Here is a 17720-nt window from a genome sequence, read left to right as displayed (position 1 = left end):
TGCGCCGATTAACCCTGCCGTTTCACGGCTGCGCAAGTAGCCAGGCGTATGACGTCATGCGGCGAGGACCCTCGACCGAGGGAAGGAGCAGGGCGATGCGCAGAGTAATCCTGGGACTGGCGCCGGTGCTGATGGCGGTGAGCGGAACGGCTCTCGCTCAAGTGCCGCAATGGCGGATCAGTGAAGTCAGCGGCGACGTTCGGGTGGTGGAGGACGGCCGCAGTCGCGCCGCGACCCGCGGACTGCTGCTCGCCTCGGGCTCGACGATCGCGACAGCTCGGGGTCGAGCCGTTCTGGTCCGCGGGCAGGAATTCGTCATCGTTTCACCCAACAGCCAGATCAGGATCGCAGCGCCGCAACAGCAAGACCGAGGCGTCATTCAGATGCTCGCCGACTGGGGCACGGCTCTGTTCCGGATCGAGCGACGCTCGACCCCCCACTTTGGCGTTCAAACTCCGTATCTGGCCGCTGTAGTGAAGGGGACCACCTTTACCGTAAGCGTGGGGGCCGAGGGAGCCTCGGTGCAGGTGACGGAAGGGGCGGTCGAGGTCTCCACCGTAGATGGCGGCGCCGCCGAACTGGTTCGACCCGGCATGGTTGTGAGCGTCGGGGCATCCGATCTGCTCCGGCTCAACGTCGAGGGAGAGGGTAATCGAGCGGTCCGATCCAACGGGACTCCCTTGCCCGGAGTTGTCACGGTGCCGGCACCGGCTCACGGCGCATTTTCGGGACCGCCGGCGGACTCCCCCATCGTCTCGATCCCCATTGCCGAGGATCCTGTGCCCTTTTCGGACTCGACCGCCGGTCTGTTGGCTATCGAGCCTCCTGTTGAAATCGCGAGCGTCGAAATCCGTGAGGCTGAACGGGCCGAGATCCGCGCGGACAACAGCAATGGCGGCGGCAACGGCGACGGCAATGGCGGTGGGAATGGCGGCGGCAACGGCGGCGGAAACGGCGACGGCAATGGCGGCGGGAATGGCGGCGGGAACGGCGGCGGAAATGGCGGCGGGAACGGCGGCGGCAATGGCGGCGGGAACGGCGGCGGAAACGGCCACGGCAATGGCGGCGGGAACGGCGGCGGGAACGGCGACGGCAATGGCGGCGGAAATGGCGGCGGCAACGGCGGCGGCAATGGTGGCGGGAACGGCGGCGGAAATGGCGGCGGCAATGGCGGCGGCAATGGCGGCGGAAACGACGGCGGGAACGGCGACGGCAATGGCGGCGGAAATGGCGGCGGGAACGGCGGCGGCAATGGTGGCGGGAACGGCGGCGGAAATGGCGGCGGAAATGGCGGCGGGAACGGCGGCGGCAATGGCGGCGGAAACGACGGCGGGAACGGCGGCGGCAATGGCGGCGGGAACGGCGGTGGAAATGGCGGCGGGAACGACGGCGGCAATGGCGGCGGCAACGGCGGCGGAAACGGCGGCGGGAACGGCGGCGGAAACGGCGACGGCAATGGCGGTGGAAACGGCGGCGGAAATGGCGGCGGGAACGGCGGCGGAAATGGCGGCGGGAACGGCGGCGGAAACGGCGACGGCAATGGCGGCGGGAGCGGCGGCGGCAACGGCGGCGGCGACGGCGGTGGGAACGACGGCGGCAACGGCGGTGGCAATGGCGGTGGAAACGGCGACGGCAACGGCGGCAGCGATGACGGCAATAACGGCCACGGCAACGACGACGATGGCGACGACGACAGCAATCCCGGCAGCGGCAACGGCGGCGGAGATGGGGACGGCAACGGCGGTGGCAACGGCGGTGGCAATGGCCGTGGCAATGGCGGTGGCAATGGCAATGGCGGCGGCAGCAGCGGCGGCAGCGATGACGGCAATAACGGCCACGGCAACGACGACGATGGCGACGACGACAGCACTCCGGGCCGCGGCGGCGGCGGGCCGCGGAACGTCGTTGCTGGCAATGAGCCTCCTGCCGATCCAGGTCTTCAGGCGGGGTCAGCGGGCGCTGACGGCATCCATTCGGACGCATGTCTTGCCGGCGACCTCGCCTGCACCAGCCTGGTTTCCGTGAGCGGCATCGATGACAGCAGTTCGCACTCGGAACTTGGTGTCAATTCCGACACCCTTCGGGACGGCGGGAGGTCTGTCGGCGCGTTGCCTGCATCAGCGGCAGAGCCGTTGATTGTGTTCGACCAAAACTGACCTAGATCAAATCGAAATCAGCCGATGTTAAGACTAGGTCTCAATTTCTGGGAATGCCTGCTCTCCCGTCGTTGGGTGTTCACAGCCGGAACGGCGGCATTTCTCGGGCTTGCCTTGCTGGCCCTGGGTGGAGGGGAGAGCGTCGATCGGCTGCTGCGGAGCGGCCGGGATATCGTGCGACTGCACCAGGCCAGCGGCGAAGTGCATATCGTCGAGATGGATGCCCGCAGTCTCAGGGAACTCGATCGCTGGCCCTGGCCAAGACGCTACCACGCCCAACTCATCGACCAGCTCCGGTCGGCGGGTGTCCGTTCGATCGCGTTCGACGTGGATTTCTCCTCGCTGTCGAACCCTGTCGACGACTCCGCGCTTGCGGCGGCGCTCGAGCGGGCGGAAGGCGCAGTCGTGCTTCCGACGCTGCGTCAGCGCGAGTCGGCGCAAAGTTCAGATCATGTGGACAATCTCCCTGCTATCCCTTTCCGTGACAAAGCATTTCTCGCGTCAGTGAATGTCGTACCGGATCTGGACGGCTATGTCCGCCACATGCTCACCGGGATCGAGACGGCAGGGGTGGCGAGACCTTCCCTTGCCTCCATGGTCGCCGAACGGCAGGCGACCATCGGCCGCGCGTTCGAGATCGACTACGCGATCGATCCCGCCTCGATCCCGCGCCACAGCTTCGCCGACGTGATGCAGGGGCGAGTTCCGGCGGCTGAGCTTCGGGGCAAGCGGATCATCGTCGGTGCGACCGCGGTCGAGATCTGGGACCGTTATGCGGTACCCAATCATGGCGTCATTCCCGGCGTGGTCATTCAGGCACTGGCGGCGGAGACATTGCTGGCCGGGCCGGTCCCAGCACGGACCACTGGTCTATGGGCCCTGTTGCTGGCCATTGGCCTCACTTTTTCGACGCTTCGGCCGGGCAGAAGCTACCGGCGCATCGCCGGCTTCCTAGGCGGAAGCGCTGCCATTCTCGCGCTGCCGCTCGGCACCGAACATTGGCTGGCCCTGTCGATGCCGCTTGCTCCGGCGCTTGTGACCCTGTTGGCCGCCGCGGTCCTCGGGCCGGCCCTCCATCTTGCACAGCGCTTTCGCGAGCGTTCGCTCACGGATGAGGCCACCGGCCTGCCGAACCTCGCTGCACTCGAAGCCGCTGCCGCCAACGTCTCGGCGCCGGTCGTCGTCGCGCGGATCGAACGCTTCGCTGCCATCGCCGCAGGTCTGGGCCCGGGGGCGACACTGAATATGATCCAGCGTGTGGTGGCTCGATTGGGCTTCGGCCATGAACGGCCCATCTATCGGATCGACGAAGGAAGCCTTGCCTGGATCGAGCCGGCGGACGGCGCGGAGACTCTGCCGAATCGACTGGAAGCATTGATTGCGCTGATGCGCTCGCCTGTCGATTGCGGCCGGTTCATCGACGTCACGCTGAGCTTCGGAGTTGCCGACCCGGTTGCGTCGGGCGCCAAGCAGCAGGTGGCCAATGCCTCACTGGCGGCCGTGCATGCCGCCGGTCAGGGCGGGCGCTGGGAGCGCTACACGGATGGAGAAAGCGAGGAAACCAATTGGCACTTGTCCCTGCTGGGTGAGCTGGACGCTGCCATGGCCGCGGGTCAGGTCTGGAACGCCTATCAGCCCAAGCTCGACATCAGGAGCGGCCAGATCGTCGGCGTCGAGGCCCTGGTCCGATGGGACGATCCGGCGCGCGGAGCGATCCGGCCGGACCAGTTCATCCCGCTGGTGGAGGAACATGGCCGCGCTCGTGATCTCACCTTCCATGTTTTCGACAATGCCATCGCCGACGCTCTCCGCTGGCGAAACATGGGTCACGACTTGATGGTCGCAATCAACGTGTCGGCAACCTTGTTGCTGGACGATGGCTTCGTGGAACTGCTTCGCGAACGACTCGACAGCGCTCCGTTGCCCAAGGACAGGATCACGATCGAGGTGACGGAGTCGGCGGCCATGGACGATCCGGATCGGGCGATCACCGCCCTGGAGAGCTGGCGAAGCCTCGGGGTCAACATCTCCATCGACGATTATGGCACTGGCCAATCGTCGCTCGGCTACCTGCAGAAGCTGCCCGCCAACGAGCTCAAGATCGACATGAGCTTCGTGCTGACTCTTGTCTCCGACCGACGCAACGCCATCATGGTGCGTTCCACCATCGCGCTGGCGCACGAGCTAGGAATGAAGGTCGTGGCGGAAGGCATCGAGGATGCCGGATGCCTGGCGCTGCTTGCCGAAATGGGCTGCGATATCGGCCAAGGATGGCATATCGGCAAGCCGATGCCCGCTTGCGCTCTGGCTGACTTTCTGAACGGAAGGCAGAAGTCGGCCGCCTAGGACCGCCGGCTGTTGACTCTGGTTGGCGTGATCTCGTGCGCAGGGCAGATTGCAAGATCGAGATGCCATGCCGATGGCAGGTAATGGCGTGATGCCGATGAGCCGATAGCACATGTGCAAGCGATGTTCGCCTTTGCGGGCGAACGATGCTCTGGTGCTTCTGCGCGACAAATTTGTACAAGGCAGAGCTCTGCTAATTTTGTGGGAGCTTGACATGAAATATCGCCAACTCGGCATAAGTGATTTGAAAGTATCAGAAGTTTCTTTAGGCTCCTGGCTCACCTACGGAGTGGGCGTTGAAGCTGACAAGGCCCGGGCCTGCCTGGATCGGGCGTTCGAACTCGGCATCAACTTCATCGACACGGCCAACATCTATGGTCGCGGTGCAGCGGAAACCTTCCTCGGTTCGGCGCTCGCCGAGCGGCCGCGCGACAGCTACGTGCTCGCGACCAAGCTTTATTTCCCGATGTCCGAGGCCGATCGAGGCCTTTCCCGAGTCCAGATCGAGAAGCAGCTCGATGCCTCGCTGAGGCGACTGCGCACCGACTATGTCGATCTCTATCAGTGTCATCGCTACGACTGGGACACGCCGCTCGAGGAGACGATGGAAGCCCTGACCCGCGCCGTGCAGAGCGGAAAGACACGCTATCTCGGATTTTCCGAATGGCCGGCGGATCGCATTCGAGCGGCGATCGAAATGGCCGGAGTGGAGCGCTTCGTTTCCAGCCAGCCCCAATATTCGCTGCTGTGGCGCGAGCCCGAAAAGGAGGTGATACCCATGTGCTCGGCCAATGGGATCTCTCAGATCGTCTGGTCGCCGCTCGCCCAGGGCGTGCTCACCGGAAAGTACCATCCCGATTCTCCCCTGCCGCCGGGAAGTCGGGCAACGAGCGAGGAAATGGGCGGCTGGATGGATCGTCTCCTCCAGCGACCGGTCCTCGAGGCGGTTCAGCGGCTGAAGCCGCTCGCGGCTCAGTCGGGGCTCAGTCTGGCCCAGTTCGCACTCGCCTGGGTGCTGCGTCACCCCAATGTCGCTTCGGCCATCATCGGCGCTTCGCGGCCCGACCAGGTGGAAGAGAATGTGGCCGCCTCCGGAGCCGAGGTGGATCCGGCGCTGTTCATCGAGGCGGAGCGGATCGTCGCGGCGGCACAAGGCGCCGCGTGACGACTTGTGCGCTCAGAGTCGCCGGCCCGGAAGATGCCGGTAGCGTGGCTGGGGTTCTGGAGGACTCCCATCCCGCCCTGATGGCGGCTGACTACGATCCGGCTTTGCTCGCCCGGGCACTGCCGCTGATTACCCGTCCCCACTCCGGATTGCTGCGGACTGGCACCTATTATGTTTGTGAGGCGGAGGGGCAGGTGGTGGGCTGCGGCGGGTGGTCGTTCGAGGCGCCGGAAAGCGACGGGGCAGGGGCCGGATCCGCGCACATCCGTCACTTCGCGACCGGTTCCGGCTGGAGCGGTCGAGGAATCGGCCGGGCGTTGTACGCTCGCTGCGAAACGGAGGCCCGCAGAGCCGGCGTGCGCGAACTTTGCTGCTATTCCAGCCTTAACGGCGAACGCTTCTACGCGGCCATGGGCTTTGTCCGGATTGCGGAGATCGATCTACCCATCGGCGATATCCTGTTCCCGAGATCCTGATCAGACGGACGCTCTAGGCTGGGCGGTCGAACTTGTCCTCGCGCCGGCGTCCGAACAGCAGCCCCCGCTCCATTCGGGCGCGGGCGGCGTCATAATAGGCGACCAGGAAATCCCGGTCCCAGCCCTCGTCATTGGCGCCGATCTTGCCGCGGATCGTCGCCGCCACGGTAGCGATCGACTCGGGATTGCCATTGCGGAGCACCTGTTCGAGCGTCTGGATTTCGAAGATGCCGTAGACGTCGAGCTGCTCTTCCGTGAATCGATAGCGATCCGGCGCGCCTTGCCGATCGAGCGAGTCGACGCTGAGCTTCCTCTTCGGGGCGTTGACCACCCAAGTGCCCGCGAGGAGGTCGCCAACGCGCAGGCGATCCTTGTTGAACAAGGGAAAGAAGAGGAAGAGACAGGTCCAGGCGAGCCCCGCCAGGGCCGTGAGGCCGCTGCCGGTGCCTTCTGACGCATTGTAGCTCAGAAAGGACAGGGGCAGGTAGAACTCGATCTCGCGCATCATGTTCCGGGCGATCACCCGGTCCGCCGTCAGTCGTTCGCCATTGCGCGCGACGACCCGGAGGCCCACCAGGCGCTTGCCGAAGGTCGCGGCGCGCGGTCCCGTTTCCATCAGAACGAAATAGAAATTGCGCAGCAGGAAGAAGCCGAGCAGCCAAATAATGAGTAGGAGCTGGGCACTGGAAAGCCCCATTGCCGCTAGACCGAGCAGGCACAGAAGGGTGAAGCCAATCAGGACGCCCACCATGATCATCAGGTCGATGATGAAGGCTGAAATCCGCTGGCCGGCGTCGGCGAGACTGAGCTGAAGGTCGACTCCCTCCGGTGTTATCAGGCTCCGGCGCTGACCTGCGAGTGCGCGGCGATTGACGGCTGCGAGCTCAGGCATGGGCGCTCGACTCGGAGGATGAGCGTCCAGTGCGACGGCGCGGCAGGTAGAAGTAGGCGAGCCAAAGCAGCAACATGCCGCTCCCGATCGCGTAGCGGCTGACGTCGGCGGTGACGAGTTGGCGACCAAAGCCTTCGAGCAGGCCGGCGACGAGCAGCATCAGAATGACGCCGGCCATTGTCAGCGCCGAGGTGCGGCCCGCCTTCGTCGCCGCGTTCAGCCGGGTCTCCTGACCCGGGAAGACGACGCTCCAGCCGATCCGGATCCCGGCAGCGCCGGAAAGCGCGATCGCGAAGAGTTCCGTCGATCCGTGAATGATCAGCCAGCCGCCCATCTCCGTCCCCAGGCCACGAGAAGCAAACAAGGCGAGGAAGGCACCCAGCATCGTCCCGTTGTGAACGAGCAGCATTGCCGTCGGAACGGCGAAGGCAAAGCCAAGGGCGAAGCAGAGCATCGAAACCTGGCTGTTGTGCGTGAACAAATAGGTCGCGAAGACGCTGAGCCAGTTTTCGCCGCCGCCGTCATAGATCGTTTCCCGAAGCTGGTCGGTCGACGCGCCGAAGTTGCGACCGCCGGCGAGCTCCGCCGGAACGATGGTTTCGAACCAGCCGGGATCGCTGGTGACGAGCAGGTAACCGGCGAGAGCGCCGATCAGCAGCAGGCTGAGCGAAGCCAAGGTCTCCTTCCAGAGACTCCGAACCGCCGCCGGCCAGTCGCTGGCGAAGAAGGCCTTCAGCCGTTCGCCCGGCGACGTCCGAACGCCATAAACGAAGAAATAGGCGCGGGCGCAAAGCCCCTCGAGATAGGTGACGAGCTCGAGATCGAGTGAGGTTTCCCGAGCCACCGAAAGTGAGGAAAGCGCCCCGCGGTAGAGTATGGGAAGGGCGAGGAGATCCTCGTCAGGCAAGGCGCGGACCGACTTGCGCTCGGCGCGAGTGAGTATGTCCTCCAGCCGTCGCCATTCGCCTTCGCGCGCGGCCCTGAACCGGCGGGTATCGGCTGGCAATGGCGCCCCGGCGACCCACGCCCCATCACCCGCTTCCGTTTCGGCCTGGGCGGCATTCCAGTTCGTCAAAGCTGGTGCCTTCGTTTGAGGTCCAGATAGGCGGCGACGAGAGCCGGGCCCGCTTCACTTGCCGCCGCTTCAATCACGTGGACGCCGACATGCCTGAGGCGGGTCAGGACGAGTCGCCGTTCCCGGAGCAAGGCGGCGGCCGTGACCGCTCGGCTTATATCCTCGGGCTCCTTCGGCTCGGCGCTGGTAAAGGCTTCCAGTTCCTCGTCGCGCAGCACGACGAACAGGACGAGGTGGCGAGCGAGCAGGCTGCCGACGGCGTTCAGCATCAGTTCGGCACTGATCGTGTCGGCGAATTCGGTGAAGACGACGATCAACGAGCGGCGGCTGAGACCGTTCGCCAGAGTGGAGACGGCCAGCGTGTAGTTGGTTTCGTGGCTGCTATAGTCGATTCCTGCGGCTACCCGCTGAAGCATCGGATAGGCACGCGGCCCGGAGATCGGACTGCTCGATGCGCGTGGCCGCGAATCGAAGGCGAAGAAGCCGACCCGGTCGCCATCCTTCAGGGCCACGTAGGCGGTCAGAAGGGCGGCCGTCACCGCCCGATCGATCCGCGGAACTCCGTCCAGCGGCTCGCACATCGCCCGACCGCAATCGAGCGCCATTACGATGTTGTTGTTGCGTTCCGTCCGATACTCCTTGGCAATCAATTGCGTGTGCCGGGCGGACTGCTTCCAGTCGATCGACCGGCGGTCCATTCCCGGGTGATATTCCGTCAGTGCCTCGAACTCCGCGCCTTCGCCGACCTGGAGCTGAGCGCGCATGCCATGCATCGATTCGCGGCTCACCAGTTGAACGCCCTTGTCACGGACCGGTCGAATGTCCGGAGTGATGAGCACCGCTTCGTCAAGGCCGAGCTGGCGCTGCTTCCAGACGAGTCCGAGTCTTCCTGGCCAGCGAAGCCAGAATTGTTCCAGCCGAGCCGTGCCCCTTCGCTCTGCCCGGAGAAGGATCGCAGCCTCGCCCTGGCCGTTGGAGTTCAGTTCAACCTTGCTGTGCCAGCCGAAGGGAGCGCTGACAGGTCCGCTTGCGCCCAGCGCCGCTTCGACAACGGTCGGGAACCAGCGGCGAAAGCGAAGGCTGGCGGTGATCGCGAAGGCTTCGCCCACGCTGACCGAGCGCTGTCCGTGGCAGGCGAACTCGACATCCCGACCCGCCGCTCCCGCCAGCGCATCCACCGCGCAGAGCGCCATCAGCAGCACGAGCAGCGCCAATCCGGCCGTCCAATAGGCAGGCAGGAAAATCCCGATAAGCAACGCCGCCGGCGCCACCGCCGCGGCGAGAAGGACGGTCAGGCGCGTCGGATAGATCAACGCGGCGCCTCGACCTCTTCGATCAGCCGCGCAATCACGCTTTCGACTGGCTTTCCTTCGATCTCAGCGGCGGCCGAGAGCAGAACGCGATGACGCAGGACCGATGGGGCAAGCGCCTTGACGTCGTCGGGAATGACATAGTCGCGCCCTTCCAGCGCTGCCCTTGCCCTGGCCGCGCCGGCCAGCATCGCCGCCGATCGCGGCGAGGCGCCGCCCTCCAGTTCCGGGGCTTCGCGCGTGGCCCGGACCAGTGCGACGACATAATCGGTCACCTCGTCCACCATCGGAATGGCGGAGACCGCGGCAATCGCCTCGGTGAGCCGGCCGGGTTCGACCTTGCGCTCTATTCCCCATTCCTGAGGCCGAGGAGCGCCGAAGCGCGCGCCGTGGCTCGCAACGATCCTTCTTTCTTCCTCGGCCGAAGGATATCCCATCCGGTGCTTGAAAAGGAACCGGTCGAGCTGCGCTTCCGGAAGCGGATAGACGCCTTGCTGTTCGATCGGATTCTGGGTGGCGATGACCATGAAATGGTCGGGCAGGGCGTGGGTCTCGGCGTCGATCGTCACCGAGCGTTCCTGCATTGCCTCCAGCAGCGCCGCCTGGGTCTTGGGCGGAGTTCGATTGATCTCGTCGGCAAGCAGCAGCTCGCAGAAGATCGGCCCGCGGGTCAGCGTGAACTGGCTGGTCTGGAAGTTGAAAAGGTTCGAACCGAGAATGTCGCCCGGCATCAGATCCGGAGTGAACTGGATCCGGCCGAAATGCAGCCCGAGCGTCCGGGCAAAGCATTGGGCGAGAAAGGTTTTGGCCGTCCCCGGAGGACCCTCGAGCAGGATGTGACCGGAGCAGAAGAGCGCGATCAGCATCAGCTCGACGGCATCGTCCTGCCCGACGATGGCCCTGGCCACTTCGCCCCTGATCTCGTCCGCCAGGCCTTTGACTTCGGTCAAGTTCACCGGATGATTTCCTTCTTCCACTGATTGAGTGCCCGTGCGGCGGCCATCAAGGACGAGCGATCCCGAGCCAGAGCGAGCTGGATGGCCAATTCGCTGAATCGAGGCCGGCCGGGCCGGCTGAGACGATCGAGATACGAGTCCAGTGCTTCGCCCTGCAACTCGGGTGAGGCGCTCGCGGCGCGCGCGGCCTCGTGGCGCACGACATCGACATAGGCGGGCCCGAGCCGGCTCTCGCGACCGGCAAGGCGGATCAGACCGGCGCTGTTCTCGACCAAAGCGGCCTTCCCGAAGGCGATCGCGCGCTCTTCCCGACGCGTGGGTCCGAACCGGAACGCTCCCTGCAATCCGGCAAGCAGAGCTGCGGCCATAAGCGCCAGAGTGAGCACGAGAAAGGGGGGGTCGAAGGCGAGCCGGAGCAGCCCCGATCCGCTCGCTCTTCCGCCGATTCCGTTGAGGCTGAGATCGAAGTCGACGAACTCCCCTTCATCGTTCAGCCGTTCGATCAGAGCCACCGCTGATCGTGCCCGTTCGGGGTTGCTCAGCCCGTGATTGTTGAAGAGGTCCGGATCGGCCACGACATAATGGGGCTGATCACCAAGTTGGGCGATCAGCGCGCCTCCGTCCGTCAGCGGAAGGACTGGAATCAGCTCCGGGCCCGCGATCAGCTGAGGAGATTCCGGAACCGGGAAGACCAGGCCCTCCGCTATGCCAGTGCCGCCGGAGCGGCTGGGCGACTCCTCCCTCAGAAGCGAGACCTCGACGCCCTTGCCGAACCAGGGACCCATGCCCACGGCGGCCCCGGGAGCAAGGGCCCGTACCCATCCCCGCCGAGCGGGATCGGGCATGGTCGTCCACTTGGGAAGGATGATGAGCGTCGGATAATTGGATCGCTGCTCGAGCAGCCGTTCGACCTGCGCCGGACTGTTGCGCTCCTCCAGGGTGACGATGAGCAGATGGTCGGCCCACTCGGACTCGCTCTCGTCGAAATGAGTTTCCCGAAACTCCCCCACCAGCTGGACGAGCGCCCTGAATCCGACCGCCGATGCCGATTGGGCGTGAGCCCGACCGTCGCGGCTTGAGCCTATCCCGCCGCCATAGGCAATGAGCAGAAGCAAGACGGCGAACGTGACGATCCCGGCCACGATCATCCCGACGACGAGCCTGGGATTGAACGGCTGCTGGGCGCTCATCCGCGCCATCCTTCGGCGAAGGCGAACTCCTCATAAGCCGAGCGGCAGTCGCGCCAGTCGGTCTCGGCGAGCGGTCGTCGGGCAAAGAGGCTGCGCTCGACGAAGGTAGCGATTCGGGCGAACGCGTTTCGGGGCTTCGGCGGCAGCGCTGGCAAAGCGGCAATGTCGCGGCTGGTGAAAGCCGGCCGGACCAGGTTCGGTCGGCGAGAATCGATGTCCTCGATACTTCGGAACAGCAACAGGTGCGCGGCCTCGGAATAGCGGCCCTGTGCGGCCAGAGCATCGGCTTCGCTCAGGAGCGCCCGCGCGGGGGCTTCTGCCGGGCGCCAGCTTTCATCTTCTTCCTGCCTGGTCGAGCGCCGCCAGGGCCACTCGGCGCCCGAGAATCGGAGCGCCAGGAGATAGAGACAGAAAAGTATCGCAGCGGCGAGGGCGATCCAGAACAGCACCTTCAGCACCGGCATGTTCGCCTGGACGAATTCGGCCACGGCGCGAAGCCAGGCGGGTGTGGTCGGAGGCTGGTAGGTCGGAAGATCGAACTGGATCGATCGATCGGAAAGCAGGCGCCGGTGCGCCTCGGCGAGCGCGTCCGCCTCGGTTCCGGCAGCCGCCTGTTGCGGCAGCTTCGCGATCGACGGTCCCACCCCCATTGCCGGCATCCTAGGCATCCCTGGCGACCAGCGGCAAGCCATGAAAAACCGTCCCATCGGTTGTCGACGAGACTTTCCGCCCTGACGTTCTGTTCGGGAAAAAGAAAACGATTGAGGAAAAGATCGAAACACGCCGTGTGATTGCAGACTATTTCACGTGCTCGGCAAGAACTCACCGGATTAGCTGCAGGTGGCTGTGATGCTCGGAGCCCGTCCATTGGCTGGCATGCGATGCTTGTTCGGAATCCTCGCTGATTTGGATGGCGGTGACGCTGGTCAGCCTCCATCTCGAGCTGCGACCCGTCAGGGAAGGTGCCGCAACCGCCAGCCTCGCGGTGGTCTTCTCCTGATATATCGCGCGTTGAGCGACAGAAACGCTGAGGTCGGGAGACTGTGCCGGAAAAGGGGGAGGCTATGCCCCGATACCGCTACCGAACCTCGGCCCTGACCGGCCCCTGGCGAGAGACGCGCGAGGCCGCGATGCGTGATGCTATCGCCGCGCGTCAGGTGCGTGTGGATCATGATTCGGGCGGGGATATCCGCTGGATTGTCCCCGGTGACATCGAGGAAGGCGAAACAGGCGAGGAGCTTACCCGGCGGATCAAACGGCACTGAGCGGGCGCAGCGAGTTCGACAACGGAGCCGCCGCCTCGGCCGGGTGGAGGCGGCCTGCATCTCAAATGCAGACAGCCTCCGGATCGGCGTTCAGGTCAAAGGCGGCAGGTGGGGCAGGTTCAGGCATCGGGTCGGCGATGGGCGATCGGAACGCATGGAGCGGGACGAGAGCTGCCCGCGTTTTGCCGCTGATCGACGGCCTCCAGTTGGTGAGTGCCACCTCGTCCGAGGCGGAGAAGTCGGTCCCGATCGGCTCCAGGCGTTGACCAGAGGCGTTCGAACGCGGAACATCGCCCGGAGCGCAGTGACACATTTGCGGAAGAAGCCGGCAAGGCGCGGAGCCTTCCTGTGGGGCAGGGCCAAGGCCCGGCCATGAACCTGCAGGTCGAGCTGGAGCTGCGCCGAGCTGACCTCAGCGGCCTCGTCCTGACGGCGCCACACGATCCTGAATCCTGAGGGCACGGCACGCCAGCGCTTGTGCGATCGAACCAGATCGCTGCCACAACGGCTGCATCGGCCGAATTCGAGCCCCTGATTTCGCACCGTAACCGGCGCGGCCTCGTGGTCGGAGGGCGCGCAGATGAACTTCATCACTATCTCCTAAGCTGATTCGGGGATTTCGAGGTGGAAGGCGGCAAGCGCACCAAGGTTCGGGTCGCCGGACTCCAGAGCGGCCGCCGGGCTCCAGAGCTCGAATGTTTCGCCGACGCCGACGACGAGCGCCAGGTCGTCGATTCGGGCGCGACGGCGCATGAACGGCGGAAGGCGCAGCGTGCCCCTCTCGCCATAGGTGCAGCGCTCGACGAGACCGAAGGTCCGGCGCGCGCGCGAATGATGAGCCTGCGGGTCGATGAGTTCCTCGGCAATCCGACGGCGATGTCCGTCCGACGCGAGCGTAGCCGCATAAGAGGGCTCGAAGCCGATCAGACAAGAATCGCTTTCGTGAACGCCGATGAGGAGAGTCAGGGGAGTCTCGGCCGGCAGAATCGAGCGGACGAAGCGCGGAAGCACGATCGTTCCGCTTCGAGCCACTCCGCACAAGGCATTCCCCAGAAAAAGCTGACGCAACTTGACCTCCACGGCCGAGTGAGAGCCCGGCTATTCAACCTGTTCGTGGTTAACGTGGAGGACGGGGGGCGAAAGTCCGTAAGAATCCTAAACGTAGAACTACGTAATCCTCACAGCCAGCCTTCCCGAGTTAATGAAGGTTTAGAGTAATCCTCCGTCGCTTGGTCGAGCTGCCAAGTGCAAAGCGGTTAACGCTCGCCGACGACGGAGTCTCAAACGTGAGGAGAAGAACAGTGATTGCCTTTGCTAGCGAGCCGCAAGAGTTGAGACCCAGAATCGTGATCATCGGCGTCGGCGGCGCGGGAGGCAATGCGCTCGCGAATCTCATCAGTGACGACATCCAGGGCGCCACTCTGATCGCGGCCAATACCGACGTTCAGGCGCTTGGCGCTTCGCCGGCCGAGCACAGGATCCAGCTCGGCCGTCAGAGCACGGAGGGCCTTGGCGCCGGCTCGCGCGCCGAACTCGGTCGGGCTGCCGCGGAGGAGTCGCTGGCTGAGATCGTCGGAATGCTCGAGGACGCCGACATGTGCTTCATCGCTGCCGGCCTCGGCGGCGGTACCGGTACGGGCGCCGCTCCTGTCATTGCAAAGGCTGCACGTGATCGCGGCATTCTGACGGTGGCTGTCGTGACGACGCCCTTCGGCTTCGAAGGGCGTCGCCGCGCCCAGAGTGCGGCCCGGGGCCTCGAAGCGCTTCGCGAGCAAGTCGATACTTTGATCGTCATCCCGAACCAGAATCTGTTCCGGGTTGCGGATGCTCGGACCACGATCCGTGAAGCCTTTGCTCTCTCCGATGACGTGCTGCGGCAGGGCGTTCGAGGAATCACCGACCTGATCCTGATGCCTGGCCTGATCAACCTCGATTTCGCCGACATTCGCACCGTTATGTCGAACATGGGGCCGGCGATGATGGGAACGGCCGAGGCGTCCGGCGACGATCGCGCCGTTCGCGCCGCCGAGGGCGCGCTCGCCAATCCGCTTCTCGACGTCGAACTCGCCGGTGCGCGAGGATTGATCATTTCGATCACGGGCGGAGAGGACATGAAGCTGATGGAGGTTGACGAGGTTGCCAGCCATATCAGCGAGTTCGCCGACGCCGAGGCGGACATCATCTGGGGGTCGGCGTTCGATCCCGATCTGGAAGGGCGGATTCGGGTGTCGGTGGTCGCGACAGGCCTGAAGACAGCCACCGAGGCCGCCGCCGCCGCTGCGCCGGTCGTTATGCCGGCGCTGCAGCCTGCCGCGCGGCTTGCCACGCCGGCGCCACAGCCCGCTGTGCGCCCCAGTCTCGCCGCGACCCCGGTGGATCTGCCCTTGCCGCGTCCGCCGCGGGCGGAGGCGAGGCTGGAGCCGCTGGATGACGAGCCGAGTACCACTGCTCCGTCGGGCGAAGACCTGCGCCTCATGATCGAGCGGAGTCTCGTCCTGCCTCGGCCGGAGCCGGTCCGCCCGAGAGCTCCCGCGCCCTCAACCGCTGCACCAGCCATGGCTGCACCAGCCGTTGCACAATCTCCGGCTCGCGAACTCGAGACACGTGGTCCCAGTCTGTTCGAGCGGATGGCCGATGCGGCCCGAACTGCGGTCAAGACGGTTCGGGAGATCGAGAGTGAACCCGCAAGGCCGCACCTCTATCGCGGCGACGAATGGCGTCAGCAAAGCAGAGCCCGCGCCGCCTGACCTTCTGTCCTGCAGCCGAAGGCGCAAGCGCAGCCTTTGCGGCCCAGCATGGCGGCCGGTTGGTCTCTTCCGTCGTCGCTTCCAACGTCAGCCGGATAGCAGCATGGTCATGGGCCCTCCCATGCCCGTGCTGCGTTCAGCCACCCCAATCGTTCCCCCTTGTACCGGCCGGATCAGCCGGTCTTCCATCGGTTCCTGAACGGCTTGATGCAGTCGGCTTTGCGAAGGCCGACCATGCAAAAGAGCTGCGCGATCCGCAGCCGAGGGGGCTTGCCGGCCTTCCAACTCGACAGGAATGACGCCACAGGCGTGGTCGTGATTGGTTTTCTGCGCGCGAACGCCCGGTGGATCGCTGGCGGCTTTCTGCTGACGATGTTCTCCTCGTTCGGGCAGACCTTTTTTATCGGGCTTTCCGGCAATGAACTGCGCGAGCGATTCGATTTGTCGGGCGGTGAATTCGGCCTGGTCTACATGATCGCGACGCTGGCCAGCGCCGCGGCGCTGCCTTGGGTCGGACGGAGCCTGGACCTGATGCCTGGCTGGAAAGTCGTCCGCTTCGTGATGCCCCTTCTGGCATTGGCGTGCGTGCTCGTCGCCTGGGCTCCGAACATCGCGACTCTTGTGCTGGCGATTTTCCTGCTTCGCCTTTTTGGCCAGGGGATGATGACTCACACCGCACTCACGGAGGTCGGTCGCTGGTTCGTCGCCAGCCGGGGAAGGGCGGTCTCACTGGTCGTACCTGGTCATCAGGCCGGCGAGGCGCTGTTCCCGGTCGCGTTCGTCCTCGTTTCGGAATGGGTGGGATGGCAGGGAGCCTGGCTGGCCGCTGCAGCCCTGGTCCTCTTTTTCGCCTTCCCGCTCATCCTCCACCTGCTTCGAGTCGAGCGAAGGCCGCTTGAAGGTTCGGACGGATTGGCGAATGGCCGTACGGCACGGGACTGGACCCGGGCGGAGGTGCTTCGTGATCCGATCTTCTATCTTCTCCTGATCGGAGTGCTGGCGCCGCCGTTCATCGGAACAACCATCTTCTTTCACCAGGGCTATCTCATCGCCCTGCGCGGTTACGATGCGCTCGAATTCGCCGCGGCCTTTCCGTTGATGGCGGCGACGACCGTCACCTTCGCCCTCGTCTGCGGTCAACTCATCGACCGGTTCGGCGCGCTCCGTCTGCTTCCTTTCTTTCTGGTGCCGCTGGCAATCGCGAGTCTGGCGCTGGCGCTCCTGCCGCAGGTCTGGGGATTCTATCTGTTCATGGTGCTCTTCGGAGTGAGCTACGGCCTGACCGGGACGATGCTCGGCGCGCTTTGGCCCGAAGCCTATGGCGTCGCCCATCTCGGCGGGATCCGCGCCCTCACGGTATCGGCCATGGTGCTCTCGACCGCCCTCGGGCCGGGAGTCACAGGCGCCCTGATCGATCTCGGCGTGCCTCTGCCAGACCAACTGCTGTGGATGAGCGCCTGGTGTGTCCTGGCCTGCGCGGCACTGGCCGTTGCGGCGCGTCGACTGAGGGCGCGCGCACGCCAGAGTTGACGCCGCAACGAGAGTTCACCGTTCGGACCGATGGGCCTCCCCAATCAGGTCGACAGCTCCCGAGCACAGTCGATGCAGTTGGTGACCGACGGATTCTGTTCGAGGCGCGCAGGCGCGATCTCCTCGCCGCACTTGAGACAATAGCCGAACTCGCCTTCGTCGATCCGGCGGAGGGCGGCGCCTATGGCCGCCCGCTCGGATTGGCGGCGACGCTGCTGCGCAAGTGCCATCGCCTGCACCTGCATCGCGTCGATCCGGGACAGCCGGCCGACGCTCTCTTGGTCGAGCGCGACGGGCTGGCGGTCCGCCTCGGCCAGTCGGTCTTCCTCGGTTAGCGCAGCCTGCCTGGCGAGCAACTTGTCGCGAAAATGATCAAGGTCGAGAGTCATTCTCAAAGGCTAACACCGCACTGGCTTCGGAGCGAGAGGTCTGGCGGCGGCCCCGATCGGACGCCCGGCGGTCCCATTTCGCACTACAAATTGCGGCAATTCCTGCCTATGTGAGGCTGGAGTTCCGCGCTGGCCATCTGGTGGGGTTCGGCTGCCACGCGGGTTTTCGAACATTCCATCTTCGTCAGTTCGGCTGGAGCCACGGGATTCGGGCGAGCCGAGG

At 65.1% G+C, this 17720-nt stretch carries 15 protein-coding genes; 7 read left to right on the top strand and 8 right to left on the bottom strand.

Annotated elements, in window-relative coordinates; all coding sequences use genetic code 11:
• Nucleotides 1–95: 95 nt before the first annotated feature.
• The 4 genes from ACRYLT_RS16145 to ACRYLT_RS16130 all read left to right on the top strand — a co-directional run bounded on the left by ACRYLT_RS16145 (nt 96) and on the right by ACRYLT_RS16130 (nt 6143).
• A complete protein-coding gene (locus ACRYLT_RS16145; protein ID WP_482665101.1) occupies nt 96–2156 on the top strand; it encodes a FecR domain-containing protein in 2061 nt (686 codons plus the stop codon).
• 24 nt (nt 2157–2180) lie between these two features.
• Nucleotides 2181–4502 carry a putative bifunctional diguanylate cyclase/phosphodiesterase gene (locus ACRYLT_RS16140; protein ID WP_482665100.1) on the top strand — a complete coding sequence of 774 codons (2322 nt, stop codon included), beginning with the start codon at nt 2181–2183 and terminating at the stop codon, nt 4500–4502.
• Between the two features lie 112 nt (nt 4503–4614).
• Nucleotides 4615–5667, top strand: a complete 1053-nt coding sequence (locus tag ACRYLT_RS16135) for an aldo/keto reductase family protein (protein ID WP_482665099.1) — start codon at nt 4615–4617, stop codon at nt 5665–5667.
• A 44-nt stretch (nt 5668–5711) separates the two neighbouring features.
• Nucleotides 5712–6143 carry a GNAT family N-acetyltransferase gene (locus ACRYLT_RS16130; RefSeq protein ID WP_482665098.1) on the top strand — a complete coding sequence of 144 codons (432 nt, stop codon included), beginning with the start codon at nt 5712–5714 and terminating at the stop codon, nt 6141–6143.
• A gap of 13 nt (nt 6144–6156) precedes the next feature.
• Here ACRYLT_RS16130 and ACRYLT_RS16125 read toward each other — a convergent pair whose 3' ends face one another.
• The 6 genes from ACRYLT_RS16125 to ACRYLT_RS16100 are packed head-to-tail and all read right to left on the bottom strand — an operon-like array spanning nt 6157 to nt 12216.
• Complete coding sequence (locus ACRYLT_RS16125) at nt 6157–7035, bottom strand: RDD family protein (RefSeq protein ID WP_482665097.1); 879 nt, start codon at nt 7033–7035, stop codon at nt 6157–6159.
• The gene (locus ACRYLT_RS16120) at nt 7028–8110 is read right to left on the bottom strand and encodes a stage II sporulation protein M (protein WP_482665096.1); all 1083 of its coding nucleotides are present in this window, start codon (nt 8108–8110) and stop codon (nt 7028–7030) included. The genes ACRYLT_RS16125 and ACRYLT_RS16120 overlap by 8 nt, the downstream gene beginning before the upstream one ends.
• Nucleotides 8107–9423: a DUF58 domain-containing protein gene (locus tag ACRYLT_RS16115; protein WP_482665095.1), complete on the bottom strand. Its 1317-nt coding sequence runs from the start codon at nt 9421–9423 to the stop codon at nt 8107–8109. Before ACRYLT_RS16115 ends, ACRYLT_RS16120 begins: the two co-directional genes overlap by 4 nt.
• The gene (locus ACRYLT_RS16110) at nt 9420–10376 is read right to left on the bottom strand and encodes an AAA family ATPase (RefSeq protein WP_482665094.1); all 957 of its coding nucleotides are present in this window, start codon (nt 10374–10376) and stop codon (nt 9420–9422) included. The genes ACRYLT_RS16115 and ACRYLT_RS16110 overlap by 4 nt, the downstream gene beginning before the upstream one ends.
• Nucleotides 10373–11566 carry a hypothetical protein gene (locus ACRYLT_RS16105; RefSeq protein WP_482665093.1) on the bottom strand — a complete coding sequence of 398 codons (1194 nt, stop codon included), beginning with the start codon at nt 11564–11566 and terminating at the stop codon, nt 10373–10375. Before ACRYLT_RS16105 ends, ACRYLT_RS16110 begins: the two co-directional genes overlap by 4 nt.
• Nucleotides 11563–12216, bottom strand: coding sequence for a DUF4129 domain-containing protein (locus ACRYLT_RS16100; RefSeq protein WP_482665092.1), 654 nt, complete (start codon nt 12214–12216; stop codon nt 11563–11565). The genes ACRYLT_RS16105 and ACRYLT_RS16100 overlap by 4 nt, the downstream gene beginning before the upstream one ends.
• A gap of 414 nt (nt 12217–12630) precedes the next feature.
• Between ACRYLT_RS16100 and ACRYLT_RS16095 the strand changes: the two genes are divergently transcribed.
• Nucleotides 12631–12831, top strand: coding sequence for a hypothetical protein (locus ACRYLT_RS16095; RefSeq protein WP_482665091.1), 201 nt, complete (start codon nt 12631–12633; stop codon nt 12829–12831).
• A gap of 600 nt (nt 12832–13431) precedes the next feature.
• On the opposite strand, the gene ACRYLT_RS16090 is transcribed toward ACRYLT_RS16095, so the two are convergent.
• Nucleotides 13432–13899, bottom strand: coding sequence for a hypothetical protein (locus ACRYLT_RS16090; RefSeq protein ID WP_482665090.1), 468 nt, complete (start codon nt 13897–13899; stop codon nt 13432–13434).
• A gap of 263 nt (nt 13900–14162) precedes the next feature.
• On the opposite strand from ACRYLT_RS16090, the gene ftsZ reads away from it, so the two are divergent.
• Nucleotides 14163–15578 carry a cell division protein FtsZ gene (gene ftsZ / locus ACRYLT_RS16085; protein WP_482665089.1) on the top strand — a complete coding sequence of 472 codons (1416 nt, stop codon included), beginning with the start codon at nt 14163–14165 and terminating at the stop codon, nt 15576–15578.
• 315 nt (nt 15579–15893) lie between these two features.
• Nucleotides 15894–17108: an MFS transporter gene (locus ACRYLT_RS16080; protein ID WP_482665088.1), complete on the top strand. Its 1215-nt coding sequence runs from the start codon at nt 15894–15896 to the stop codon at nt 17106–17108.
• A 44-nt stretch (nt 17109–17152) separates the two neighbouring features.
• Here the strand turns inward: ACRYLT_RS16080 and ACRYLT_RS16075 are convergent, their stop codons facing one another.
• Entirely contained in the window at nt 17153–17497 is a 345-nt protein-coding gene (locus ACRYLT_RS16075) for a TraR/DksA family transcriptional regulator (protein WP_482665087.1), read from the bottom strand.
• Between the last annotated feature and the right edge of the window lie 223 nt (nt 17498–17720).

It is taken from the genome of Sphingosinicella sp. SM1-17 (assembly GCF_056821765.1).
Note: the sequence above shows the minus strand (reverse complement) of the source record. Positions and strands in the feature narration are given on the sequence as shown.

Coding starts and splice junctions, on each gene's coding strand:
- ACRYLT_RS16145 (WP_482665101.1), top strand. CDS start 96: ATGCGCAGAGTAATCCTGGGACTGGCGCCGGTGCTGATGGCGGTGAGC.
- ACRYLT_RS16140 (WP_482665100.1), top strand. CDS start 2,181: ATGTTAAGACTAGGTCTCAATTTCTGGGAATGCCTGCTCTCCCGTCGT.
- ACRYLT_RS16135 (WP_482665099.1), top strand. CDS start 4,615: ATGTGCAAGCGATGTTCGCCTTTGCGGGCGAACGATGCTCTGGTGCTT.
- ACRYLT_RS16125 (WP_482665097.1), bottom strand. CDS start 7,035: ATGCCTGAGCTCGCAGCCGTCAATCGCCGCGCACTCGCAGGTCAGCGC.
- ACRYLT_RS16105 (WP_482665093.1), bottom strand. CDS start 11,566: ATGAGCGCCCAGCAGCCGTTCAATCCCAGGCTCGTCGTCGGGATGATC.
- ACRYLT_RS16100 (WP_482665092.1), bottom strand. CDS start 12,216: ATGGGGGTGGGACCGTCGATCGCGAAGCTGCCGCAACAGGCGGCTGCC.
- ACRYLT_RS16095 (WP_482665091.1), top strand. CDS start 12,631: ATGCCCCGATACCGCTACCGAACCTCGGCCCTGACCGGCCCCTGGCGA.
- ACRYLT_RS16075 (WP_482665087.1), bottom strand. CDS start 17,497: ATGACTCTCGACCTTGATCATTTTCGCGACAAGTTGCTCGCCAGGCAG.